The sequence below is a fragment of the Pseudomonas sp. PHC1 genome (assembly GCF_046487845.1).
Lineage (GTDB): Bacteria > Pseudomonadota > Gammaproteobacteria > Pseudomonadales > Pseudomonadaceae > Aquipseudomonas > Aquipseudomonas sputi.
The window spans coordinates 151,675-177,205 of record NZ_JBJXHJ010000003.1; the positions used below are offsets into that span (position 1 = coordinate 151,675).

The window sequence follows — 25,531 nt, forward strand, 5'->3', positions numbered from 1 at the left end:
GATAACTCTTAGTTGGAGACGTTTGCTCATATTTTCAATCGTGCAGTGTTTGGCTGTGAGCCTAGGCTGAGATGAACCGATTGAGTCCGTTGGTCTGCTCGGCTGTATCGCAACTTGCGATAATTTTGATCTGTGATTAACTCCCCATAGCAGAATGCGATAAGGATGTTGCATGCATGTGTTTAGTGAAAAACCTATTCGAGAGGCCAAGGAAATTTGGCCACAGGCAGCAAGTGCATTGGCACAGTGGTTTCGTTTGGCAAAAAGAAGTAATCCGTGTGATTTCGCGGCGATGAAAGCAATTTTTCCTGCGACAGATAAAGTCGGTGAGTTTCATGTTTTCGATATTGGAGGCAACAAGCTGAGGTTGATCGCTTTCGTCAGTTATCGATCTCGGACGCTCTACATAAAGCATGTGCTTGATCACCGCGAATACGAGCGCGGTAAATGGAAGGAGGGAAAGGTATGAGCATTCTGATCAAAACGGTTGCCGAGCACTGGGAGTTTGTCTCGCCTTTGCTTCGAAAACCGAAAAGTGAGCAGGATTACGACATGCTGGTGCGGGCTGTCGAAGAAATACTCGACATAACCGGTGATGATGAATCGCATCCATTGATGAGTCTGGTCGACATCATTGGTGACTGGATTGCGGAATGGGATCGCACGCATCACCCCATGGCCGAGGCGAGCGGCGAAGAAGTCCTCGGCTATATGATGCGCGAGCATGGTCTGACACAAAGCGACCTGCCAGGTGTCGGTACTCAATCGGTTGTTTCGGAAATTTTGAGTGGTAAACGCAAGCTCAACCTGCGTCAGATCCGCTGGTTGGCCGAGCGCTTCAATGTACCGATCGACGTGTTTACCTGACCTTGATCACGACGAGCAACTGATCTCCAAATGCTTGCCCCACTCCGGCGGCCGTTCCGCGTAGCTCTCCATTCCAGGCTGTTCCTCGAATGGATTGCTCAGCACCGCATGCAGCCGTCGCACTTCGGAATAATCACCCTGCCCGGCGGCATCAATCGCCTTCTGCGCCAGATAGTTGCGCAGGATGTACAGCGGGTTCACCGCATGCATCCGCGCACGGCGTTGTTCCTGATCGGTCGCGCCATCGCGTGCGACGCGGGCGACATAACGCTCGCCCCAGGCATCGAATCCTTTGATATCCACAAAGTCATCGCGCAGGCGAGCGACGGCCTGTTCGGCTGACTCTTCGCCCAGTCGGCGGAAGAACAGGGTGTAGTCGACGCCGCTGTTCTGCATCAGTTGCAGCAACTGCTCCAGCAGTTGCTGGTCGTCGTCCTCGGCGGTGGTGAAGCCGAAGCGCCGGCGCATCAGGTCGAGGTAATGGGCCTGGAACAGCGGCAGATACAGGCCGAGGGTTTCGCGCAGGGCTTCGACGCTGATGAACGGCGTGAGGGCCTGGGCCAGGGCGCTGAGGTTCCACTGGCCGACCGGCACCTGATTGCTGAAGGAGTAGCGGCCCTGATCGTCGGAGTGGTTGCAAATGAAGTTCGCGTCGAAATCGTCGAGGAAGGCGAACGGGCCGAAGTCAAAGGTGATGCCGAGGATCGACATGTTGTCGGTGTTCATCACCCCGTGGCAGAAGCCGTACGCCTGCCACTTGGCAATCAGTTCGGCGTTGCGCTCGACGATTTCTCGGAACATCGCCAGATACGGTTCCGGCTGTTCCAGGCACTCGGGGTAGTGGATCGCCAATACGTGCTCGCCAAGTTGCTTCTGCTGTTCAGGACGCTTGGTGTAATAGAAATATTCGAAATGGCCGAAACGGATGTGGCTCGGCGCCAGGCGCAGCACCATCGCGGCGCGCTCCTGTTTTTCACGCCAGACTGGAGTGTCGGAGCCGATCACGCAGGCGGCGCGTGACGAAGGAATATTCAGCGCATGCAGCGCTTCGGAGGCGAGAAACTCGCGGATTGACGAACGCAGCACCGCACGACCGTCGCCCATGCGCGAGAACGGCGTCTGCCCGGCGCCCTTCAGGTGCAGGTCCCAGTGCTCGCCGGCGGCGTTGTAGACCTCGCCCAGCAACAATCCGCGCCCATCGCCCAGTTGCGGGGTGTAGCCGCCGAACTGATGCCCGGAATAGACCATCGCCCGTGGCTCGGCATCGGCCCACAACTTGTGGCCGCCGAACAGTTCGGCAAATTCCTGGGTGTCGGCCACCGCCGGGTCGAGATCCAGCAGCGCCAGGGCCGCAGGGCTGGCCACCACCAGTCGCGGATTGTCGATCGGTTCAGGCAGCACATGGGCCGAGAACGCATCGCCCAGGCGGGCGAAGCGGTTGTCGAAGGTCAGTTCGTCGAGGGCTTTCAAGGACCGGCTCCAGCAGAATGTCCGAGCATTCTGCTGGGATTATCCGGGTTAGTCGAGTTTGGCCGGTGGCGGATCCTGCAACGGTTTCTGCTCGTCGCTGACCGGCGCAATGGTTTTGGTTTCCGGCTCGATTGGCACCATCTTGTATTCCTGGCCCTGGAGGTTCTTCAGGTAAATCTCCATCTGGCGGAACGAGATGTTGATGTGCTGCTTCTTGAACTCGCGGTTGATGAAGCGGTTGACCTCATCGAGCACCGGGTTACGGTCGCCGAGATCACGCACATGCATGCGCAGTTCGTGGTCGAGGGTGCTTTCGCCGAAGTTGAGGAAGTACACGTGCGGCTCGGGCTCCTTGAGCACGCGCGGGTTTTCCCGGGCGGCCTTGAGCAGCAGTTCCTTGACCAGATCCAGGTCGGAGCCGTAATCCACGCCCAGTTTCAGGGTTACCCGGGTGATGGTGTCGGTCAGCGACCAGTTGATCAGTTGCCCGGTAATGAACGTCTTGTTCGGGACAATGATGTCCTTGCGGTCGAAGTCGGTGATGGTCGTGGCGCGGATGCGGATCTTGCTCACCGTACCCGAGAGGTTGCCGATGGTGATGGTGTCGCCGATCCGCACCGGACGTTCGAACAGGATCATGATGCCGGAGATGAAGTTCGCGAAGATCTCCTGCATGCCGAAACCCAGGCCCACCGACAGCGCCGCCACCAGCCATTGCAGCTTGTCCCAGCTGACGCCGAGGGTCGACAGGGTCGAGACGAAACCGACCCCGGCGATCACGTACGACAGCAGCGTCGTGGTCGCGTAGGCACTGCCCTGGGCCAGATTGAGCTTCGACAATACGAACACTTCAAGCAGGCCCGGCAAGTTGCGGGCGAGCGCAAAGGTGATGCCGATGATGATCAGCGCGCCGAGCATGTCGCCGATGCTGATCGGCACCATGCTCATGTTGGCGCCGGTGCCGCTGGTGTATTCGTAGAGGGTGATGTTGTCGAGGTACGAGAACACCGTGATCAGGTCGGCCCAGACCCAGTACAGCGCGGCGATGAAACCGCCGAGCAGTGCCAGACGGATCAGGCGCAGGGACTGTTCGTTGACCTTTTCGATGTCCAGGGTCGGCTCTTCGATCACCGCTTCGCCGTCGCCGGCTTCCTTCGCGGCCTGACGTTTGGCCAGGGCGCGCTGGTAAGCCAGGCGGCGTGCCGCAACCGCCAGTCCACGGACGAAAGTCGCTTCGATCACCAGCCAGAACATCAGCAGGTACAGGGTGTTGATCAAGCGGTCGCTGAGCTTCAGCGCGGTGTAGTAGTAGCCGAAGCACACGGCGACGAACAGCGCGATCGGCAGCAAGGTGAACATCACGCCCACGGCCTTGCGAAACAGCGAGGCGTTTTCGTGGGTCGGGCTGCTGATCAGCAGGCGGCTGAGCAGCCACGCCATCAGGGCGTAGCAGGTCAGCACCACCGGCATGCCGATAACGTCATCGGCCAGCGCCGCCGGTTGCAGCTCGGCAACCGCCACGACCGCCACCAATGCCATGACCACCAGACCGAGGCGACGGACCCAGCCTTGCAGGAATTCGACCTGCGGCTTTTCCCAGCGGAAGTGCAATTCGGCGACGCCGCCCGGCGCGAGGATCCGGTAAGCGGTGTAGAACACCAGCCACGCCTGGGCCATTTGCAGCAGCGCCGCGCCCATGTTGGCGTTCTGCCCGCGAGCGTCGATCTGCAACGCCAGCCCGCACAGGGCCAGGCCCAGCGCCACGGGCATTGCCAGCAGAATATTGATCAGGATCGCCTGCGGCGTGTGCCACTGGCTGTCACGCTTGAAGTGACCGATGTCCTGGTGAACCTTGTTCAGGCGCGAATAAAGTTGCTTGCGCCGCCACAGCAGTGCGCCGATCAGCAGCGCCAGCGGCAGGAACAACAACGGTCGCTGGGTCAGGCCGTCGGTCAGTTCGCTCAAGCTCGAGGCCAGCGGCAAGGTGTCGATCTGACGCTTGAGACGTTCCGGCACGCCGCGCATCCATTCGGTGTCCAGCGGCTTGTTGCTCGGAATCCAGAACATCTGCTCGTCGAGGGTCGCGCGCAGGCTTTGCGCGGTGCTCAGCAGTTGTTTCTGGTTCAGTTGCAGGGTGATCGACTCGTTGAGCATCGCGCTCAGTTCGCGACTCAGCCGCTCCAGCAGATCGACGCGGGTGTTGGCCAGCTCCAGCAGACTCTTGCGCAGTTGTGGCGTGACTTGCTCCGGCGGCTGGGTGGACAGCAGGTTGTCGACGTAAGTCGCCGGATTGCTCAGTTGTTCGCGCTGTTGGTTGATTTCGAACTGGTACAGGCGAATGTCGGCGATCTGATCCGCCAGGTCGCGGTCGACCTTGAGGCGCGGCAGCGCTTGCTTCTGCTTATAGAGAATCTTCGACAGCAGCAGGCTGCCCTTGAGCACGTTGATCTGCTCGTCGAGAGCCGAGTCGCTCTGGGTCACGCTGTCGAGTTGCTGTTTGGTCTGCAGGTTCTGCTGGGTCAGTTCGTTGAGGCGGTCAGTGCTTTTCAGCAGATAGTCGGAGAGCTTGAGGTTGGCCGCGCTTTCCGTGGCGAGCAGAGTGCTGCTGCCGGACTTCTGCGCCTCGATCGACTGCTGCGTCACGGTTTCCTGCGACAAGGTCAAGCGCTTCTGGTTGATCAGGGTTTGCAGTTCCTGGATCTCGCGATCCAGACGATCGGATTTTTCCGAGAGCAGGTCATGCTGACTGTTGCCCAGATCCTGCAACTGGCTGTTGCCCGCCAGCTCCTGACGGCGCAGCGGGATCAACGCGTTGAGCGCCGCCAGCTCGGCGTTGAGCAGGTCGCGCTGCTCGGCGCTGACGGTCTTGCCGGCGTCCTTGCCGGACTTGAGGATGTTGTTGATCTGCTGGATGCGTGTCTGGCTGCTGGAAATCTCGGCCTGGGCGCGCTCGGGGCGGGTCTGGGCGGTGATGATCAGGCTGTTGGCGTCGGCCAGGGCCTTTTGCAGATCGCTTTGCTGGGTCGAACGCTCGGTGAGCATCTGCTCCAGCTGCTGGATGTTTTCCTTGGGGAAGCGCTGCGCCACCGGCACCACGGCGCTGGCCTTGAGGCGGGTCAGTTCGCGCGAATTCTCGATGGTCTGCTTCGGCGCAGTGGCCAACTGCTGCTTGAGGTCGATCAGCTTCTGTTCGTAGTCACGCCGGTTGTTGAGCTGGTTCAGCGTGTTTTGCAGGACCGTCTGCAGGGCCTTCTTGTCGGCCTCGGGCAGTTTGCTGTCGGTGAGTTTGTCCAGGCTGGCCTGCACGGCGTCGCTGGACGGCGGTTCGGCGGCTTGCAGCGGGCCGACGGAAAGACTCAGGCCCAACAGGGCCGCGAGGAAAAAGGAGCGCAGGGTAGGCATAGAGACCGGTCAAGCAAGTGAGAGTGGACGCAGTTTAGAGGAAGAGTCCGGGGCCCGGGCGACTTCCTTCGGGGAATCTGACGCCCACTTTGGCGATCTTGTTCCCGTCCATGACCGCAACCGTCCAGTGGGTGTTGTTCCATTCCACCTGGTCACCAACGATCGGTGCACCGCCGACTTTCTGGGCAATGAAGTGGCCCAGGGTCATGTCCGGATCGATGCCTTCGGCGGGCAGGCCGTACAGGGCGGCAACCGCTTTGAGCTGGGCGTCTCCTTCGAGTACGAAGTCGCCGAAGAAACGCAGATCCAGGCCGCGTTGTGGCGCCTGGCTGAACAGTTTTCCGAGGGCCGGAAGGTTGTGTTCATGGCCGATGACGCACAGCAAATCATCGACCTCCAGCACCGTACTACCCGACGGATGGAGCAATTGCTGACCGCGAAACAGGGCCGCGATACGTGTGCCTTCAGGCATCTTCAGTTCGCGCAGGGGCGAGCCGATGCACCATTTTTCCGCGCCGAGCTTGTAAACGAACAGCTCCCACTCGCTGGTGACGTGCACTTCGAGGGCGGCGCGGGAGATCGGCGCCGGCTCCGGCGGCACGGTCACCTTGAGCAGCTTGGCCACCCACGGCAGGCTCGTGCCCTGGACCAGCAGTGACACCAGCACGATAAAGAACGCGAGGTTGAAGTACAGCTGCGCATTCGGCAGCCCGGCCATCAGCGGGAACACCGCCAGAATGATCGGCACCGCGCCGCGCAGGCCCACCCAGGAAATGAAGGCTTTCTCGCGGCCGTGGAAGGCCTTGAACGGCAGCAGCCCGACCAGCACCGACAGCGGCCGTGCGAACAGAATCATCCACAGCGCCAGACCCAGGGCAGGCACGGCGATCGGCAGCAGATCATGCGGCGTGACCAGCAGGCCCAGCACCAGGAACATGCCGATCTGCGCCAGCCACGCCATGCCGTCGAGCATGTGCAGAATGCCGTGACGGCTGCGCACCGGGCGGTTACCGATCACCAGGCCGCACAGGTACACGGCGAGGAAGCCGCTGCCGTGCAGGGCGTTGGTCAGGGCGAACACCACCAGGCCGCCGGCGATCACCAGAATCGGATACAGACCGGCGGCAAGATTGATCCGGTTGACCATTTGCAGCATCAGCCAGCCCCCACCCAGACCGATCACGCCACCGATGCCGAACTCGCGGATCAGGTGGGTCAACAGGCTCCAGTGCAGGCCGGTCTGGCCGCTGGCAAGCATGTCGATCAGGGTCACGGTGAGGAACACCGCCATCGGGTCGTTGCTGCCGGATTCGATTTCCAGGCTGGCGGTCACCCGCTCGTTCAGGCCCTTGCCGCCGAGCAGCGAGAACACCGCGGCGGCGTCCGTGGAGCCGACGATGGCGCCGATCAGCAGGCCTTGTATCAGATTGAGGTCAAACAGCCACGCGGCGGCCATGCCGGTGAGGCCGGTGGTGATAAGAACCCCGACCGTCGCCAGCGACAAGGCCGGCCACAGGGCCACGCGGAAACTGGACACCCGGGTGCGCAAGCCGCCGTCGAGCAGGATCACTGCCAGCGCGAGGTTGCCGACCAGATAGGCCGTCGGGTAGTTATCGAAAATGATCCCGCCGCCATCGACCCCGGCAGCCATGCCGACCGCGAGGATGATCACCAGAATCGGGATGCCGAGACGCGAAGACAGGGAGCTGACGAGAATACTTGCGCCTACCAGCAACGCGCCGATCAAGAACAGGCTGTTGATGGTCGTCGCATTCAAAGGCAGTACTCCAGAAGCGGAAAGACGGGCACAAACTGACCATGCAGTCTGCGTGCCAGCGATTCTAACCTGTTGAAATGTGATGCTGTCAAAAAGCTTTTTCAGCTTGGCGCAAGATCGTTCCCACGCAGACGGTTCGACGCCTCGACGTGGGAGCGATCAATGCAGAGGGTTAGAGGCTGAACCGCCCAACCATATTGTTCAGATCCAGCGCCAGGCGCGACAGCTCGTTGCTCGCCGCACTGGTCTGATTCGCGCCGGTCGCCGATTGCACCGACAGATCGCGGATGTTCACCAGGTTGCGATCCACTTCCCGCGCCACTTGCGCCTGCTCTTCGGCGGCGCTGGCGATCACCAGGTTGCGCTCGTTGATTTCGACGATGGCCGTGTTGATCGTGTCCAGCGACAGGCCGGCGCCACGGGCGATGTTCAGGGTCGACTCGGCGCGTTCGGTGCTGTTGCGCATCGAATCCACGGCGTGTTCGGTGCCGCTCTGGATGCTGCCGATCATGCGCTCGATTTCGCTGGTCGACTGCTGGGTGCGGTGGGCCAGGGCACGGACCTCATCGGCCACCACGGCAAAACCACGACCGGCTTCACCGGCACGGGCCGCTTCGATGGCCGCGTTCAGTGCCAGCAGGTTGGTCTGGTCAGCCAGACCACGGATCACGTCCAGCACCTTGCCGATATCGCGGGATTCGTTGGCCAGATCGCCGATCAGGGTCGCGGTGCTCTGCACGTCGGCGCTCATGCGTTCGATGGCGCTGACGGTTTCCTGCACCAGATCACGGCCGTCGCCGGCGGAGGTGGTGGCGTTCTTCGAGGCTTCGGACGTGCTGACCGCGTTGCGCGCAACTTCTTCCACGGCGCTGGTCATCTCGTTGACCGCCGTGGCGGCCTGCTCGATTTCGTTGTTCTGCTGGGTCAGGCCTCGGGCGCTTTCATCGGTGACGCTGTTCAGCTCTTCGGCGGCAGAGGCCAGTTGGGTGGCCGAGCCGGAAATCCGTTGCAGCGTGTCGCGCAGCTTCGATTGCATTTTGGCCATGGCGGCCAGCAGGCGTCCGGCTTCGTCGGTGCCGTCCACGTGGATCGGCTGGGTCAGGTTGCCTTCGGCGATGGTTTCCGCTGCATCCAGCGCCTTGGCGATCGGCTTGGTGATGCTGCTGGTCAACAGCCAGGCGAACAGCAAGGTCAGGCCGGTGGCAATCACCAGCAGGGTCACCACCAGATTGAACGACATCGAATACTGATCAGTGGCGCCCTGATTGGTCTCGGCGATCTGTTGGGTGTTGATCTCCAGCAAACGCGCGAGGGCGGTATTCACCGCTTCGGAGTTGGCGAGCAAATCGGTGTTGAGCAGTTGCCGCAGTTCATCGACCTGATTGTTGCGCGACAGAGTCTTCATGCGGTCTTCGAGCTGGCGGTACTGCGCCAGCAACTGCAGGTACTGATCGTACGCCGCGCGTTCTTGCGAGCCACTGATCAGGGGTTCGTAGGCGCGTTGCGCGTCGGCGATCTGCCGGTTGCGCAGATCAAACAGTTCGATGGTTTTTTGCTGGACATCTGGCTCACGGTTGATCAGCAACCGATACGACAGCACGCGCAGGCGCAGGGTCAACTGGGTGAATTCGTCGAGGGCCTTGATCGATGGCACGCTGGCCGTGGCGATGTCTTCGCCCGCCGCACGGATTTTGCTCATCTGGTTCAGGGCGAACGCGCCGAGAATCAGCATCAGGCCGCCGATCAGGGCGAAACCGGTGAACGCCCGGGGGGCGATATTCATGTTGCGAAGGGACATGGTGCGGATACCAGGGAAGGGCCGCATCCGTGCGGGCTGAGACTGCTGTTGGGTGACTTATCGGTCATACGACTAAAGTCTTGAGGCCGTGTGCGTATTTGTCGCATGGGGCGTCGGGCGACGAAGTGCAGGAACCAGATCGGCAGATCACAGTCTCTAACACTCGCAAGAACGGTCGGCCGCCAGGAAAATCAAGGCCTTGCGCCGGTTTAACCCTGGCGTCAACGACGACTTTTCTTTATCGTACGCGCCCTTTGAAAAAGCCCTGGAAGATCAAAATGTTGGAAGCATCCCTCAGCCAATTGGAACAGCTCGTCAGCGATCTGGTGCAACAGAACCAGACCCTGTCGGAAACCAACCAGACCCTGTCCACGGAACTGGCCCAGGCCAAGGATGAAAACGAAAGCCTGCAACTGAGCCTGATGGAACAGGAAGAAAAGCACGGCGCCACCGCCGCACGCATCCAGGCCCTGGTTGATCGCGTCAACGCAGGTCCTGTCAGCGCATGAACCACGGCACAGCAGGGGTAAAGGTCATCTCCATCATGGGGGAGGACTATTCGATCAAGGCACCGGCCGGGGAAGAACAGACCCTGCTGGACGCTGCGTTGATGCTCAAGGCCGCACTGGCCGACACCAAGAAGAAATACCCGACCCTGATCGGTGACCGCCTGCTGGTGCTGGCGGCAATGAATCTGTGCTCGCAGCAGATTGAAATGAAGAAGCAGCACCAGCAGGAACTCGAGCGTTACCAAGAGCAAGTCAGCGCCACGGTCGAGACCATCGCCAAAACCATCAATCAGGGCTGATGGGGTTGCGCACAACCAAGGAATAAGATTGTCGATTGCGTTGTATACAATCGGCACGGCTGTTGCAGTGTTTCAGCCTCTTATTCTTTGGGGGTGCTCCATGCAGTTCTGGCGTCGCAGTATTCAATGGCAGTTGATCCTCGGCATGGGCACCGCCCTGCTGGTCAGCATTCTGATCGTGGTTGGCATTTATACCCTGGTGGTCAACCGTCTCGCCCAGAGCTATCTGGTCGAGCAGGCCCTGCCGTCGAGCATCGAAGCGACGCGCAACGACATCGAACGAATCCTCGTTCAACCTCTCACCGCCGCCAAGGACATCGCCAGCAACACCATGGTCCGCGACTGGCTGGCCAATGGTGAAGAATCCGGCAAAACGGCGGGCTTCGCGCAGTATCTGGAAGGCATCCGCGCCGAACACAAGGCTTTTACTGCTTTGATCATCGGCACCGAATCCAATCACTACATCACCGAGAAAGGCCTGGATCGCACCCTCAGTCGCGACAAACCGGCCGATGCGTGGTTCTACTCGTTTCTCGACAGCAATCAGCCGCGAACCCTGAACATCGACAACGACGGAGCCACCGGAGAGCTGGCGCTGTTCATCGATTTGAAGGTGGAGCAGGCCGGCAAAGTGGTGGGCGTCGCGGGGCTCGGGTTGAGCATGAAAGAGCTGTCGGAGCTGATCCACAATTTCAGCTTCGGCGAGCGCGGCAAGGTCTATCTCGTGCGTTCCGACGGTTTGATCCAGGTCCATCCCGAGGCACAGTTCAGCGGCAAGCGCACCTTGAGCGAGCAGATCGGCGCCTCAGCAGCACAAGCAGTCATGGGCCATAAAGCGGCGAGCAACAGCAGCTTCCAGCGCGACGGCGAAGATTTCCTCGCCTTCAGCCTGCCTTTGCGCGACCTCGGCTGGACCCTGGTGGCCGAAGTGCCACAGTCGCAGATCTACGCCGAAGCCCGCCGGGCGATGTGGATGAGCAGCGGGATCGGGCTGACGGTGGCGCTGGTTTGCCTGGCGCTGGTGATCTGGCTGGCCCAGGGGCTGGTGCGACCGATTCGTCAGGTAACAGCTGCGCTGGTAGCCATCGGTAGCGGTGGTGGAGATTTGACTCACCGGTTAGATTCCAGTCGCGCCGATGAACTGGGCGACCTTGCACGGGGCTTCAACCGTTTCCTCGACAGCCAGCGTGGGATGATCGGCGAAGTGCTGACCACCAGCGAGCGCCTGCGCGTTGCCGTCAGCCAGGTGGCCAGGGTTGTGGACAACACCGCCGAACGCTCCGGCCGTCAGCAGGAAATGACCGACATGGTCGCCACCGCCGTCCACGAAATGGGCCTGACCGTGCAGGAGATTGCCCAAAACGCCGGCAATGCTGCGCTTGCCTCGCAAACCGCCCGTGACGAAGCGATGCAGGCGCGGGAAGTGGTCGGCGGTTCGATTCGCCATATTGAAAGCATGTCCGATGACATCGGCGTCGCCGCCGGCGCGGTGGGTGAGCTGGCGCATCAGGTGGCGTCCATCGATCAGGTGCTGGCGGTGATTCGCGGGGTGTCCGAGCAGACCAACCTTTTGGCATTGAACGCGGCGATTGAAGCGGCGCGGGCCGGGGACATGGGGCGTGGTTTTGCGGTGGTGGCCGATGAGGTTCGGACGCTGGCGCGCCGGACTCAGGCGTCTACCGACGAAATTCAGCAGATGATCGGCAGCCTCAAGCAAGGTGCGGAGAATGCGGTGTCATCGATGCGCACCGGCCAGGCCGCGACGGGCACCGGAGTCGAGTCGAGCCAGCGTACCGGGGCGTCGCTGACGGCGATAACCGGGCAGGTCGAGCGCATCAGCGACATGAACCATCAGGTCGCGACGGCGACGGAAGAGCAGTCGGCGGTGACCGAGGAGATCAACCGCAACGTGCAGGGCATCTCCGATCTGGCCCGGGCGACGGCGGGGGAGGTTCGGGCGTGTCGTGAGGATTGTCAGATGCTGCAGCGGTTGGCAGATGATCTGGCGCGGCAGATGGGTGGGTTCAAGCTGAGCTGACTGATCGTTCCCTGTCGAGGCACTGATCGTTCCCACGCAGAGCGTGGGAACGATCATTAAGAGGTCAAAACCACGCATCCTGCATTGCCAGACACGTATCATCCCGCGCCTCCAGCAACGCCAGCTCATGCTGACACCCCGGCACTTCCCACGTCAGAAAGTACCGCGCCGCCTGCAACTTGCCCTTATAGAAGTCGGCATCTGCCGCATTCCCCTTGGCCAGGCCTTCCTCGGCACGTATCGCCTGCTCCAGCCAGCGCCAGCCAATCACCGCGTGCCCGAACGCCTTCAGGTACAGCGCCGAATTCGCCAGGCTGCTGTTGACCTTGCCCTGGGCCAGATCGGTCAGCAGACCGATGGTCACGCTCTGCAAGCGCGCCACCAGTGTCTCCAGCGGCTCACGCAATGTAGTCAACGATTCGTACGCCACCGCGCGCTCGGCGGTGTCGGCGATCAGGCGGATCAGTTGCTTGAGTCCGGCGCCACCGTTCTGCGCCAGTTTGCGCCCCAGCAAATCCAGCGACTGAATGCCGTGGGTGCCTTCGTGGATCGGGTTCAGGCGGTTGTCGCGGTAGTACTGCTCCACCGGGTATTCGCGGGTGTAACCATGGCCACCGAGAATCTGGATCGCCAGTTCGTTGGCCTTCAGGCAGAACTCCGACGGCCAGGATTTGACGATCGGGGTCAGCAAGTCCAGCAGTTCGTGGGCCTGTTTGCGCTCGGCTTCGGTTTCCAGCGTGGTGGTGTCATCGAACAGCCGCGCCGCGTACAGACCGAGATCAAATGCCCCTTCGACGTAGGATTTCTGCGTCAACAGCATGCGTCTGACATCGGCGTGCTGAATGATCGCCACCGGTGCCGTGGTCGGATCCTTGCTGTCCGGCACTCGGCCCTGCGGGCGTTCGCGGGCGTATTCCAGCGAGTACAGGTAACCGGCATAGCCGAGCATCACTGCACCCATGCCGACGCCGATCCGCGCCTCGTTCATCATCTGGAACATGTAGCTCAAACCGTGGTGCGGCTTGCCCACCAGATAGCCGACGCACTCACCGTTATCGCCGAAGTTCAGCGCCGTGGACGTGGTGCCGCGCCAGCCCATCTTGTGGAACAGCCCGGCCAGCAACACGTCATTCCGCTTGCCAAGACTGCCGTCATCATTGACCAGAAACTTCGGCACGATAAACAGCGAAATACCTTTCACCCCGGCCGGCGCGTCCGGCAGCTTGGCCAGCACCATGTGCACGATGTTTTCCGAGAGCGGGTGGTCGCCGCCGGAGATGAAGATCTTGTTGCCCTTGAGGCGATAAGTGCCGTCGGACGCAGGCTCCGCGCGGGTACGAATATCCGACAGCGACGAACCGGCATGGGGTTCGGTCAGGGCCATGGTGCCGAAGAAGCGGCCGTCGATCATCGGCTGCAGGAAGCGTTGCTTCTGCTCTTCGGTGCCGAAACTTTCGATCAGGTTGGCCGCGCCCATGGTCAGGAACGGATAGGAAGTCGATGCCGCGTTGGCCGACTGGAAGTGGGCGAAACAGGCCTGGGACAACAGTGTAGGAAGTTGCATGCCGCCGGCGTCGAAACTGCGCGCCGCGTTGAGGAATCCGGCTTCGAGGAAGGCATCCACCGCCGGTTTCACCTCGGGAATCAGAATCGCCTGACCGTTCTCATAGCGCGGCTCGTTCTCATCGCCCTTGCGGTTGTGCGGTGCGAAGTACTTTTCGGCGATGTTGCGCGCCGTGCCGATGGCGGCGTCGAAGGTTTCCCGGTTGTGTTCGGCAAACCGCTCGCGCCGGGTCAGGCCCTCGGCATCGAGGACTTCGTACAGCTCGAAAGCCAGATTGCGGGAACTGAGCAGCGTCTCGGACATGGCGGCCTACCTTTTTTGGAATGGGCCGAGTCTAGGTGTGCGAATAAAGGCTGAACAGCAAGATTGATAACGGTGATAGACAGGCCAAAAAAAATGGGCGCCGGTGAGGACGCCCATTTTCAGGTTGCTGTACTGATCGTTCCCACGCTCTCGCGAGAGTTAGCCGATGGTCATCAGGCTGGCGTTACCGCCCGCCGCCGCAGTGTTGACGCTCAGCGCGCGCTCGATCACCAGGCGCTCCAGCGCAATGTTGGTCTCGCCCTGGGACAGGCCCTGAACCCCGACAATGGCGCCGGCACGCTTGGCAATCTGCTGGCAGACCGCACGCAACTGGTCGGAATGGCCGTGATGCAGAACCGCATCGAACACCACGTCGTCCTTGTTCCAGTCGGAAACCAGTTTGATCCGCGCCTGAATCTCCTTCGGCAGGCGTGCGAACAATGCCTTGCTGGTGTCGGATTCCGGCCAGACTGCCGAACCGCCCACCGCCAGTACTGCAGCCAGCTGGGTCAGCAGATCACCTTCGATGTCCGCCAGGCACAGCACGTACTCGCGTGGCAGGATCGCGTAGCTGTTCTTCTCGCCGGTCGGGCCGGCCAGCACGCGGGTGATACCGCTTTGTGACTGCGCTGCGTACTGCACGCACAGAGTGCTCAGATCCGCGAACTTGTTGCTGTCGGCCCAGGCTTTCAGGGCGGTCAGCGGTTTGCTCATGGCGTCGCGCAGACGAACATCCGGCGCCACGGTAGCATCACCGCGAGCGAAGGATTGTTCGATGGCGTCGGTAGGACGCGTCGACAGCAGACGGTACAGGTACAGCGGGCCACCGGCCTTCGGACCCGTACCCGACAGACCTTCGCCACCGAACGGCTGGACGCCGACCACGGCACCCACAATGTTGCGGTTGACGTAGACGTTACCGGCGTTGACGTTGTCGATCACCTTGGCGATGGTCTCGTCGATGCGGGTGTGCACGCCGAGGGTCAGGCCGTAACCGGAGGCGTTGATCTGGGCGATCAACTGGTCGATCTCTTTGCGCTTGTAGCGCACCACGTGCAGCACCGGGCCGAAGATCTCGCGTTGCAGCTCGTCGAAGCTTTCCAGCTCGATCAGGGTCGGCATGACGAAGGTGCCGCGCTTGACTTCCTCGGTGTCGGCGATGGCCACCTGGTACACGTTGCGACCTTTGTCGCGCATGCCCTGGATGTGCTTCTCGATACCGGCCTTGGCTTCAGCGTCGATTACCGGGCCGATGTCCACGGACAGGCGCTCCGGGTTGCCGAGACGGCTTTCAGCCATCGCGCCTTTAAGCATTTCGATGACGCGATCTGCGGAATCTTCCTGCAAGCACAGGACACGCAGGGCCGAGCAACGTTGGCCGGCGCTGTCGAAGGCCGACGACACCACGTCGATCACCACCTGTTCGGTCAGTGCCGAAGAGTCGACGATCATCGCGTTCTGGCCGCCAGTTTCGGCGATCAGCGGAATCGGACGGCCCTGGTTGTCGAGGCGACCGGCGATGTTGCGTTGCAGCAGGCGCGCGACTTCGGTGGAACCGGTGAACATCACGCCTTTGACGCGCTCATCGCCCACCAGACCGGCGCCGACGGTTTCACCGCGACCCGGCAGCAGTTGCAGTACGCCTTCCGGAATCCCGGCTTCGAGCAGCAAGCGTACGGCTTGTGCGGCCACCAGCGGAGTCTGTTCAGCCGGTTTGGCCAGCACCGGGTTACCGGCGGCCAGTGCGGCGGCAACCTGGCCGCTGAAGATCGCCAGCGGGAAGTTCCACGGGCTGATGCAGACCACCGGGCCCAGTGGGCGGTGGGCGTCGTTGCTGAAATCGTTGCGCGCCTGCACCGCGTAATAACGCAGGAAATCGACGGCTTCGCGGACTTCGGCGATGGCGTTGGCGAAGGTCTTGCCGGCTTCGCGGGCCAGCAGGCCCATCAGCGGCTGGATCTCGCCTTCCATCAAGTCAGCGGCACGTTCCAGAATCGCGGCACGTTCGGCCGGCGGGGTGGCCTGCCAGATCGGTGCGGCGTTCAGGGCGCATTGAATGGCGTTGTCGACGTCTTCGACCGTGGCTTCCTGCACGTGGCCGACCACGTCACGCAGATCGGACGGGTTGAGCACCGGTGCCGGCGCTTCGTTGCTGGAAGCGCAACCGAGCATCGGCGCAGCTTTCCAGTTGTTGTGCGCGGTCGCCAGCAGGGCGCAGGACAGCGATGCCAGGCGATGTTCGTTGGCCATGTCGATGCCGCTGGAGTTGGCGCGCTCGGAACCATACAGGTCACGTGGCAGCGGAATGCGCGGGTGCGGCAGGCCGAAACCACCTTCCACGGTCGCCATCTGCTCGATGCTGGCCACCGGATCGGCCACCAGTTCCTGAATCGAAATCGACTGGTCGGCGATACGGTTGACGAACGAAGTGTTGGCGCCGTTTTCCAGCAGACGACGTACAAGGTACGCCAGCAGGGTTTCGTGGGTGCCGACCGGAGCGTACACGCGGCACGGACGGTTCAGCTTGCCTTCGGAAACTTTGCCTACAACCTGCTCGTACAAAGGTTCGCCCATGCCGTGCAGGCACTGGAACTCATACTGGCCCGGGTAATAGTTCTGACCGGCAATGTGATAAATCGCCGACAGGGTGTGGGCGTTGTGCGTGGCGAACTGCGGGTAGATGACTTCCGGTACCGACAGCAGTTTGCGCGCGCAGGCGATGTAGGAAACGTCGGTGTACACCTTGCGGGTGTAGACCGGATAGCCTTCCAGGCCTTCGACCTGGGCGCGCTTGATTTCGCTGTCCCAGTACGCGCCTTTCACCAGGCGGATCATCAGGCGATGACGGCTGCGGCGAGCCAGGTCGATCACGTAGTCGATCACGTACGGGCAACGCTTCTGGTAAGCCTGGATCACGAAACCGATGCCGTTCCAGCCGGTCAGTTGTGGCTCGAAGCACAGGCGCTCGAGCAGATCCAGCGACAGCTCCAGGCGGTCGGCTTCTTCGGCGTCGATGTTCAGGCCGATGTCGTATTGCTTGGCCAGCAGGGTCAGCGACAGCAGGCGCGGGTACAGCTCGTCCATCACGCGCTCGTACTGGGCACGGCTGTAACGCGGGTGCAGGGCCGACAGTTTGATCGAGATGCCCGGGCCTTCATAAATCCCACGGCCGTGGGACGCTTTGCCGATCGAGTGAATGGCTTGTTCGTACGAGGCCAGGTACTTCTGGGCGTCGTGTTCGGTCAGCGCCGCTTCACCCAGCATGTCGTAGGAATAACGGAAGCCCTTGGCTTCGAACTTGCTCGCATTGGCCAGGGCTTCGGCGATGGTTTCACCGGTCACGAACTGCTCGCCCATCAGGCGCATGGCCATGTCGACGCCCTTGCGGATCATCGGCTCGCCGCTCTTGCCAATGATGCGGCTCAGGGACGAAGTCAGGCCGGCTTCGTTATGGGTGGAGACCAGTTTGCCGGTCAGCAGCAGGCCCCAGGTCGCCGCGTTGACGAACAGCGACGGGCTGTTGCCCAAGTGTGGCTGCCAGTTGCCGGTGCTGATCTTGTCGCGGATCAGCGCATCGCGAGTGCCTTTGTCCGGAATACGCAGCAGTGCTTCGGCCAGGCACATCAGCGCCACGCCTTCCTGGGACGACAGGGAAAACTCCTGCAGCAGGCCCTGAACAATGCCTGCACGACCGCCGGCACTCTTCTGGTTACGCAGTTTTTCCGCGATGGTCGCGGCGAGTTTGTTGGTGGCTTCGGCCATCGGTGCCGGCAGGCGAGCCTGTTCGATCAGCATCGGCACCACTTCCGGCTCTGGGCGACGGTAAGCGGCGGTAATCGAGGCACGCAGCACCGATTGCGGCAGGATGCTTTCGGCGAATTCAAGGAAGCATTGGTGAGCGTGATCGGTATGGACTTCGCCCGCGTCGTCGGCGTCCTTGGCGGTCAGACCGTTCAGCTCGGTCAGGGTTGCACCACCCTCGAGTTTTTCCAGGTAATTGAAAATTGCCTGCTTGATCAGCCAGTGTGGTGTGCGATCAATCGAGGTTGCGGCGGCCTTCAGGCGTTCGCGGGTCGGGTCGTCAAGTTTGACCCCAAGGGTGGTGGTAGCCATATTTTTATCCTCATAGGTGCCGCAGTTGCGCGACAACAGCTGGCGGCAAGATTAGCCGCGAGCCGAATGAGGTGCAACCGGGTGCAACCCTTTTTTTGTCGGAATATTCTGCAGCTCGTCAGGAAATAATTTCTGGTACGAAAGTGCTGCTCCTGCTTGGTGCTTTTGCTTCTAGAAAAGTGTTGTGACTGCATTAAAAGGGAGCAAAAAATCCCTTCCGTAGGATAAATCCGACTGGGTGCAACTAATTCGCCAGAAACTGGTTGCACCTGTTTTGCTTTGTTGCATAGGATTCGCGCCCAAGGTGCAACCGGGAAACCCGGCGCACCGGCCAATGGCTTTCCTGGGGAAACATTGGTCATAAATGCGCGGCCGTGCGAATCGTCTGTCAGACGTCAGTCTGCAAACGGTGCAACCGCCGCCGCTAAATAAAAACAAAGCCAGGGCACGTACGTAATGAGCGCAAGCAACCCAACCCTGATCACGTTCGTGATCTACATCGCAGCAATGGTGCTGATCGGCTTCATGGCCTATCGCTCCACCAACAACCTTTCTGACTACATTCTGGGCGGCCGCAGCCTGGGCAGCGTGGTGACGGCATTGTCCGCCGGCGCTTCCGACATGAGCGGCTGGTTGCTGATGGGCCTGCCGGGCGCCATCTACATGTCCGGTCTGTCCGAAGGCTGGATCGCCATCGGCCTGGTCATCGGTGCCTACCTGAACTGGCTGTTCGTCGCCGGTCGTCTGCGTGTTCAAACCGAACACAACGGCGATGCGCTGACCCTGCCGGACTACTTCGCCAGCCGTTTCGAAGACAAAAGCGGTCTGCTGCGGATCATTTCGGCCGTCGTGATTCTGGTGTTCTTCACTATCTACTGCGCTTCCGGCATCGTGGCCGGTGCACGCCTGTTCGAAAGCACCTTCGGCATGACCTACGAGACCGCGCTGTGGGCCGGTGCTGCGGCGACAATTGCCTACACCTTCGTCGGCGGTTTCCTCGCGGTGAGCTGGACCGACACCGTGCAAGCCACCCTGATGATCTTCGCCCTGCTGCTGACGCCGATCATCGTGCTGCTGGCTACCGGTGGCGTCGACACCACGTTCCTGGCCATCGAAGCACAGGACCCGAGCAACTTCGACATGCTCAAAGGCACCACTTTCATCGGCATCATCTCGCTGATGGGTTGGGGTCTGGGCTACTTTGGCCAGCCGCACATCCTGGCGCGCTTCATGGCCGCTGATTCGGTGAAATCGATCGCCAAGGCCCGTCGCATCTCCATGACCTGGATGATCCTGTGCCTGGGCGGCACCGTGGCCGTGGGCTTCTTCGGTATCGCCTACTTCTCGGCGCACCCGGAAGTCGCGGGTCCAGTGACCGAGAACCACGAGCGTGTGTTCATCGAGCTGGCGAAAATCCTGTTCAACCCGTGGGTGGCCGGCGTGCTGTTGTCGGCGATTCTCGCCGCGGTGATGAGCACCCTGAGCTGCCAGTTGCTGGTGTGCTCCAGCGCCCTGACCGAAGACTTCTACAAGGCTTTCCTGCGTAAATCCGCTTCGCAAGTCGAGCTGGTATGGGTCGGTCGAGCGATGGTGTTGCTGGTTGCACTGATCGCCATCGCGATGGCCGCCAACCCGGACAACCGTGTGCTGGGTCTGGTGTCCTACGCCTGGGCCGGTTTCGGTGCTGCCTTCGGTCCGGTGGTGCTGATCTCGGTGATCTGGAAAAAGATGACCCGTAACGGCGCACTGGCCGGCATCCTGGTCGGCGCGATCACCGTGATCGTGTGGAAGCATTTCGAACTGCTGGGCCTGTACGAAATCATCCCGGGCTTCATCTTCGCCAGCCTGGCGATCTACCTGGTCAGCCTGATGGGCCAGCCGAGCGCCGGCATGGTTCAGCGCTTTGAAGCAGCCGAGAAGGATTTCCATCTGAACAAGTGATGGGAATGAGCTGAGGCTCACAAGAAAACGGCTCGTTTCCTACCAGGAAGCGAGCCGTTTTTTATTGCCTGCGATTTTTCCGAAGGAAAAGTCTGTAGTCGAATGCGCCGATTGTTGAAGGGAATATCGAAGTTTCAAGTAGGGCAAATCTGATTTTCCAGTCACTCAACCTGCACCCCTTGCCCCTCATGCAGAATCGCCCGCCCTCCATCTGCAGAGAGACATCGGATGTTCGCGCCTGCCAATCAACCGCGTTTCACGTTGACCGTCGAAGGCGCCCAGTTTGACCTCAAAGTCCTTGAGTTCACGGGCAAGGAAGCCATCAGCCAACCCTTCCGTTTTGACCTGGAGCTGGTCAGTGAACGGCCGGATCTGGATCTGGAAAGCCTGCTGCACTGTCAGGCGTTTCTGGGTTTTGATGAAGACGGTTCCGGTATCCACGGTCAGATCTATCGGGTCGGGCAGGGGGATTCCGGCAAGCGTCTGACCCGCTATCACGTCAGTCTCGTTCCGCGTCTGGCCTATCTGGGGCATCGGATCAATCAGCGAATCTTCCAGCACCAGAGCGTGCCGCAGATCGTGACGCAGATCCTCAAGGATCACGCGATCCTGAGCGATGCCTTCGCGTTTCGTCTCGGCAGCGATTACCCGCCCCGTGAATATTGTGTGCAGTACGCCGAGAGCGATCTGGCGTTCATTCAGCGGCTGTGTGCCGAAGTGGGCATTCATTTCCATTTTCAGCACAGCCCGGACGGACATCTGTTGGTGTTCGGCGACGATCAGACGGTATTCCCGCGTCTGGCCGGGCCGACGCTGTACCTGCCGGGCAGCGGCATGGCCGCATCGGCACCGGCGATCAAGCGTTTCACCGTACGCGTTGAAACCCGCACCAGCGTGGTCACCCGGCGTGATTACGACTTCACCAAACCCCGGCTGGCGCTGCAAAGTCGCGCCGAAAGCGAACAGCGCCCGGTGCTGGAGGATTACCACTTTCCTGGCCAGTTCACCGAGCGCGAAACCGGCAAGCAACTGGCCCAGCGCACCCTTGAACGACATGTCGCCGACTACCGTCAGGCCGAGGGCCGCAGCGATCAATCCGCCTTGGTCAGCGGACATTTCCTGCAACTGAGTGAGCATCCGCGCCAGGATTTGAATGATCTCTGGCTGCTGACCTCGCTCGAACACCATGGCCGGCAGCCGCAAGTGCTGGAGGAATCGGTGACCAGCGATGGCGAAGAATTCCAGGGTTACCGTAATACCTTTCTCGCCACGCCGTGGGACGTGTTCTTCCGCCCCCCCATCGGCCCGGAAAAACCACGGATGCTTGGCTATCAACCGGCCGTGGTCACCGGCCCGAAAGACAGTGAAATCCATTGCGACGAATATGGCCGGGTCAAGGTGCAACTGGCCTGGGATCGCGACGGTGAACTCAACGAGCATTCCAGCTGCTGGCTGCGGGTCGCCAGCGGCTGGGCCCATGATCGTTATGGCAGTGTGCTGATCCCCCGGGTCGGCATGGAAGTGCTGGTGGGGTTCATCGATTCCGACGCCGACAGACCGCTGGTCATGGGTTGCCTGCCGAACGCCGCCACGCCGGTGCCGCTGGAGCTGCCGGCCGACAAGACCCGCAGCATTTTCCGCAGTCAGAGTAGTCCGGGCGGCGGGGGCTACAACGAATTGCGCATCGAGGATCGCAAAGGCGCCGAGGAAATCTACCTGCGCGCCCAACGAAACTGGACGCAGCACGTGTTGAATGATCAGCAGGTGCAGGTCGACAACCAGCGCAGCGTCGTCGTCACGGGCCTTGCTAAACATGAACTGAAAGCCGATGAGCAGCGCATCACCCACGGCCAGCGTCAGACCGAAGTGAAGCAGGACGACCACCTCACGGTGACCGGCGACCGGCACATCCGCGTGAACAATCAGGCGATCAACGCCAGTGCTCAATTTCACGTCAGCGCCGGCCAGCAAGTGGTGATCGACGGCGGGGCGAGCGCGACGATTCAGGCGGGCGGGCAGTGGATCAACATTGGCCCCGGCGGAATCTTCAGCAGCGTGCCGATTGTGGTGGGTGGCGCGCCGATGGCGGCGATGAGTGCAGCGCCGACAGTGCCCGGCTTGCCGGAAAACCTGATGGCGGCACCGGCAGCTATTCTGACTGCCGCGCAAATCATGAGCCTGAAAGGTGATGCGCCTTTCTGTGAAGAATGCGAACGCTGCAAGGACGGTGTCTGTGCGGCCTGATCAATGGTTGAAGGATGTGCCGCTGAAACCGTCGGAGCAGTTGTTCGCGATTTTCAGCAGTTCCAGTGCGGTAGAGCCGCTGAAAGCCTGGCCGTCGAATGCGCAGGTGCCGAAACCGATCTGGGCGGAAACGATCTACGCCGAGTGGGATGCGGTGATGCCCTACGTGGGAATCGTCGAAGCGGACAGTGAGTTTCTGGATTGGGTGGCGACCACGGAGTCTCGCGACTGGGGTTGGTTGGCCGTATCTTCGGCGGGGCTTGAAGCGGTGGTCGAGCACTTCCGCAGTTTGACCCAGGTGCTGATGCCTGACAGGAAAGCGGTGTTTTTCCGATTTTGGGATGGGCGGTATTGGTTGCCGATCCTTGAGTGGCCCGAGGTGGATGCCGGGCGATTACTGCCGGTCCTCTCGCGAGGATTAATCAACGGTCAGGCCGTCGAGATCGGGGGCAGGGCGCGGGTCTCGGGTCGGGAGTTTCCTTGGTGGTCGGTGCCGGAAAAGCTGCTGGCGCAATTCGGCGATGATGCCCGGATCAACAACGCCTTGCAGTGGTTGAGCGAGGAGCAGCCGGCGTTGTTCGAAGCGTTCCCCGCCGATGTCTTGCGCTGCAAGGTTGTCAGATTCTGTGCGGCTTCAGCGTCGGACGAATCGTCGGCTTCGGCATTGCTGGACTACTTGCGGGACGAATCAGAGTGAAATTTCCGGGCAAAGGCTTCGGACGTTTCCTGCGAGTTGCGGCGGTTTGCGTGAACTGGTGGGTGATGAGGTGTGGGGTTAGTCTTTTGGCTGTCACCGCCAATCGGTGACGGGGCGTAGGAGCCCCTTCCTCATGGTGCAACAGCTTTGTCGTTTGTTTGCGGCACTTGAATCGTGTCCGTAACATCGTTCGCGGCGGCTATGCGCAGGACACGCTTCGGCGTGGCCGAGGTCCATGAGTGCTCGGTTCTCCTACTCCTGCGTATGGCTGCCACCCTACCTGTAGGAGGGTGCGGCGGTGGCCCGCATTCACACTCATGGAGGTTACAAATGAAAAATCTGCATCCCGATCCACCCTACGAGCCCTTCATCCCCCACCCCGACAACCGCCTCATGGCGCTGACCAGCAACTGCAACGACATGCCCACCCTGTTCATCGACACCCACGCCCCGCTCGACATCCTGATGGACGCCGCCAACTACCGCATCCGCGCCGTGATCCAGGTCCTGGAAAACATGTGCATGCGCGGCTCGGTCGAGTGCGACTCGGTCATCCTCAGCGACTTCGCCCAGCTCTGCGTGATTCCGCTGCGTGACGGCTGTGATGTGCTGGATGTGATTGGCAAACGCCTACACGCCATACCGTCCTGACTCGATCGTTCCCACATCGAGGCGTCAAACCGTCTACGTGGGAATGCCTCCAGGGATGCACCGCGTTCCAGGCGTCCACCGCAATTGTGGCTGATACCCCATGCGACGCGGAGCGTCACGGGCTGCATTCCCACGCGGAGCGTGGGAATGATCATTAGTGCAGCGGCACGCCACTCAGCTGCGAGCCCCTGACTTGCCGCCCGGTAAAAGGTAAACTTCACGGCCCTCGCAGGAGCAGCCATGAATTATCGTCACGCCTTCCATGCCGGCAATCACGCCGATGTGTTCAAACACCTGACCTTGACCCGCCTCATCGCCCTGATGTCGCGCAAGGAGCAGCCGTTTGCCTATCTCGACAGCCACGCCGGCATCGGTCTGTATGACCTGCAGGGCGATCAGGCCAATCGTACCGGCGAGTACCTGGAAGGCATCGCGCGGTTGTGGGATCAGCCGGACCTGCCGACGCTGACCGCTGACTACATGAGGGTGCTGCACGAGATGAACCCGGATGGCCAGTTGCGCTATTACCCGGGTTCGCCGGAGCTGGCGCGGCGTCTGACCCGTTCCCAGGATCGTGTGTTGCTCAACGAGAAGCACCCGGAAGACGGCGTGCTGCTCAAGGACAACATGAAGGGTGACCGCCGTGTGGCCGTGCATCTGGGCGAGGGCTGGCATGTAGCGCGGGCGCTGCTGCCGGTGGCCGAGAAGCGTGCAGTGATGTTGATCGATCCGCCGTTCGAGAAACTCGACGAGATGCAGCGTTGTGCGGCGTCGCTGAAAGAGGCGATCTCGCGGATGCGCCAGACCGTCGCGGCGATCTGGTATCCGGTGAAGGATCAGCGCGCGCTGCGTCGTTTCTATCAGGATCTGGCCGGCACCGGTGCGCCGAAACTGCTGCGGGTCGAACTGCTGGTGCATCCGCTGGACACGCCGAACAGCCTGAACGGTTCTGGCCTGGCGATTGCCAATCCGCCGTGGGGGCTGGAGGAAGAATTGCGTGAGTTGCTGCCGTGGTTATCCAAAAAGCTTGGGCAGACCCAGGGTGGATGGCAGATGGACTGGTTGATCGCCGAGAGCTGATCAACCGTCAATCGCTCCCGCACATAGCGCGGGAGCGATCAGGGCGGGCTTAGTTACCCGCCAGACTCGGTGGCATGCACACGCCCGTGCCGCCAATCCCGCAGTAGCCTTCCGGATTTTTCGCCAGGTACTGCTGGTGATAGGTCTCGGCGAAGTAAACGGTCGGCGCCTGTTCAATCTCGGTGCTGATTTCACCCAGGCCCGCCTTCGACAACTCAGCCTGATAGACAGCCTTGCTCTTCAGTGCCGCGTCCAGTTGCTCCGGATGGGTCGCGTAGATCACCGAACGGTACTGGGTGCCGATGTCATTGCCCTGACGCATGCCCTGCGTCGGGTTGTGCAATTCCCAGAACATCGCCAGCAGCTCTTCGTAGCTGACCTTGGCCTTGTCGAACACCACCAGCACCACTTCAGCGTGGCCGGTCAGGCCCGAGCAGACCTCTTCGTAGGTCGGGTTCGGCGTGAAACCGCCGGCGTAACCGACCACGGTACTGACCACGCCTTCGCGCTGCCAGAAGCGGCGCTCGGCACCCCAGAAGCAACCCAGGCCGAAGATCGCGAAGTCGACGTCCTGAAAGAACGGGCCCAGCAACGGCGTCTCGGTGAAAACAAAGTGTTTTTCAGGCAGGGCCATCGGGGTTTCGCGGCCAGGCAGAGCTTGTTCTTTAGTCGGTAGCACGTTTTTGTTCACCAGAATTTCCGAGCGCAGAACCATGATCGTTCCTCTCAGTCAGGATGGGAAGTCTATAAGCAGACCCACAGTGTGCCCAATGATGCC

Annotated in this window: 17 protein-coding genes and 1 pseudogene; 10 read left to right on the top strand and 8 right to left on the bottom strand. The window is 61.1% G+C overall.

What is annotated here, in order from left to right; genetic code table 11:
- The first annotated feature begins 172 nt into the window (after nucleotides 1-172).
- Both ACKJSM_RS05770 and ACKJSM_RS05775 read left to right on the top strand, forming a co-directional pair.
- Nucleotides 173-469, top strand: coding sequence for a type II toxin-antitoxin system HigB family toxin (locus ACKJSM_RS05770; RefSeq protein WP_207984807.1), 297 nt, complete (start codon nucleotides 173-175; stop codon nucleotides 467-469).
- Nucleotides 466-867, top strand: a complete 402-nt coding sequence (locus tag ACKJSM_RS05775) for a type II toxin-antitoxin system HigA family antitoxin (RefSeq protein WP_207984808.1) — start codon at nucleotides 466-468, stop codon at nucleotides 865-867. The genes ACKJSM_RS05770 and ACKJSM_RS05775 overlap by 4 nt, the downstream gene beginning before the upstream one ends.
- Before the next feature lie 6 nt (nucleotides 868-873).
- On the opposite strand, the gene selO is transcribed toward ACKJSM_RS05775, so the two are convergent.
- The 5 genes and pseudogenes from selO to ACKJSM_RS05800 all read right to left on the bottom strand — a co-directional run.
- Nucleotides 874-2,337 carry a protein adenylyltransferase SelO gene (gene selO / locus ACKJSM_RS05780; protein ID WP_410236893.1) on the bottom strand — a complete coding sequence of 488 codons (1,464 nt, stop codon included), beginning with the start codon at nucleotides 2,335-2,337 and terminating at the stop codon, nucleotides 874-876.
- Nucleotides 2,338-2,385: 48 nt separating this feature from the next.
- Entirely contained in the window at nucleotides 2,386-5,739 is a 3,354-nt protein-coding gene (gene mscK, locus ACKJSM_RS05785; protein ID WP_236181141.1) for a mechanosensitive channel MscK, read from the bottom strand.
- Between the two features lie 34 nt (nucleotides 5,740-5,773).
- Nucleotides 5,774-7,516 carry a potassium/proton antiporter gene (locus ACKJSM_RS05790; protein WP_236181142.1) on the bottom strand — a complete coding sequence of 581 codons (1,743 nt, stop codon included), beginning with the start codon at nucleotides 7,514-7,516 and terminating at the stop codon, nucleotides 5,774-5,776.
- A 172-nt stretch (nucleotides 7,517-7,688) separates the two neighbouring features.
- Nucleotides 7,689-8,561: a methyl-accepting chemotaxis protein gene (locus tag ACKJSM_RS05795; protein ID WP_371850982.1), complete on the bottom strand. Its 873-nt coding sequence runs from the start codon at nucleotides 8,559-8,561 to the stop codon at nucleotides 7,689-7,691.
- 30 nt (nucleotides 8,562-8,591) lie between these two features.
- Nucleotides 8,592-9,341: pseudogene (locus ACKJSM_RS05800) on the bottom strand (MCP four helix bundle domain-containing protein); the annotation flags it as partial.
- A gap of 251 nt (nucleotides 9,342-9,592) precedes the next feature.
- Here ACKJSM_RS05800 and ACKJSM_RS05805 point away from each other — a divergent pair.
- The 3 genes from ACKJSM_RS05805 to ACKJSM_RS05815 all read left to right on the top strand — a co-directional run bounded on the left by ACKJSM_RS05805 (nucleotide 9,593) and on the right by ACKJSM_RS05815 (nucleotide 12,160).
- Nucleotides 9,593-9,823: a hypothetical protein gene (locus ACKJSM_RS05805; RefSeq protein ID WP_007952320.1), complete on the top strand. Its 231-nt coding sequence runs from the start codon at nucleotides 9,593-9,595 to the stop codon at nucleotides 9,821-9,823.
- The gene (locus tag ACKJSM_RS05810; protein WP_039766503.1) at nucleotides 9,820-10,122 is read left to right on the top strand and encodes a cell division protein ZapA; all 303 of its coding nucleotides are present in this window, start codon (nucleotides 9,820-9,822) and stop codon (nucleotides 10,120-10,122) included. Before ACKJSM_RS05805 ends, ACKJSM_RS05810 begins: the two co-directional genes overlap by 4 nt.
- Before the next feature lie 100 nt (nucleotides 10,123-10,222).
- Nucleotides 10,223-12,160 (top strand): methyl-accepting chemotaxis protein, encoded by a 1,938-nt coding sequence (locus ACKJSM_RS05815; RefSeq protein ID WP_410236894.1) that lies wholly within the window; start codon nucleotides 10,223-10,225, stop codon nucleotides 12,158-12,160.
- 64 nt (nucleotides 12,161-12,224) lie between these two features.
- Here ACKJSM_RS05815 and ACKJSM_RS05820 read toward each other — a convergent pair whose 3' ends face one another.
- Together ACKJSM_RS05820 and putA are read right to left on the bottom strand one after the other, a co-directional pair.
- Entirely contained in the window at nucleotides 12,225-14,027 is a 1,803-nt protein-coding gene (locus ACKJSM_RS05820) for an acyl-CoA dehydrogenase (RefSeq protein ID WP_410236896.1), read from the bottom strand.
- A 159-nt stretch (nucleotides 14,028-14,186) separates the two neighbouring features.
- Nucleotides 14,187-18,140 (bottom strand): trifunctional transcriptional regulator/proline dehydrogenase/L-glutamate gamma-semialdehyde dehydrogenase, encoded by a 3,954-nt coding sequence (gene putA / locus ACKJSM_RS05825; protein ID WP_410236898.1) that lies wholly within the window; start codon nucleotides 18,138-18,140, stop codon nucleotides 14,187-14,189.
- A 456-nt stretch (nucleotides 18,141-18,596) separates the two neighbouring features.
- On the opposite strand from putA, the gene putP reads away from it, so the two are divergent.
- From putP to ACKJSM_RS05850, 5 genes are all read left to right on the top strand, one after another.
- Complete coding sequence (putP, locus tag ACKJSM_RS05830; protein WP_410236899.1) at nucleotides 18,597-20,081, top strand: sodium/proline symporter PutP; 1,485 nt, start codon at nucleotides 18,597-18,599, stop codon at nucleotides 20,079-20,081.
- Between the two features lie 228 nt (nucleotides 20,082-20,309).
- Nucleotides 20,310-22,325, top strand: a complete 2,016-nt coding sequence (locus ACKJSM_RS05835; protein WP_410236900.1) for a type VI secretion system tip protein VgrG — start codon at nucleotides 20,310-20,312, stop codon at nucleotides 22,323-22,325.
- Entirely contained in the window at nucleotides 22,270-23,022 is a 753-nt protein-coding gene (locus tag ACKJSM_RS05840; protein WP_410237067.1) for a DUF4123 domain-containing protein, read from the top strand. The genes ACKJSM_RS05835 and ACKJSM_RS05840 overlap by 56 nt, the downstream gene beginning before the upstream one ends.
- 330 nt (nucleotides 23,023-23,352) lie before the next feature.
- Nucleotides 23,353-23,673: a hypothetical protein gene (locus tag ACKJSM_RS05845; protein ID WP_410236901.1), complete on the top strand. Its 321-nt coding sequence runs from the start codon at nucleotides 23,353-23,355 to the stop codon at nucleotides 23,671-23,673.
- Between the two features lie 240 nt (nucleotides 23,674-23,913).
- Nucleotides 23,914-24,753: a 23S rRNA (adenine(2030)-N(6))-methyltransferase RlmJ gene (locus tag ACKJSM_RS05850; RefSeq protein ID WP_410236902.1), complete on the top strand. Its 840-nt coding sequence runs from the start codon at nucleotides 23,914-23,916 to the stop codon at nucleotides 24,751-24,753.
- Between the two features lie 49 nt (nucleotides 24,754-24,802).
- On the opposite strand, the gene msrA is transcribed toward ACKJSM_RS05850, so the two are convergent.
- Nucleotides 24,803-25,468: a peptide-methionine (S)-S-oxide reductase MsrA gene (gene msrA, locus ACKJSM_RS05855; protein WP_011332125.1), complete on the bottom strand. Its 666-nt coding sequence runs from the start codon at nucleotides 25,466-25,468 to the stop codon at nucleotides 24,803-24,805.
- Nucleotides 25,469-25,531 lie beyond the last annotated feature (63 nt).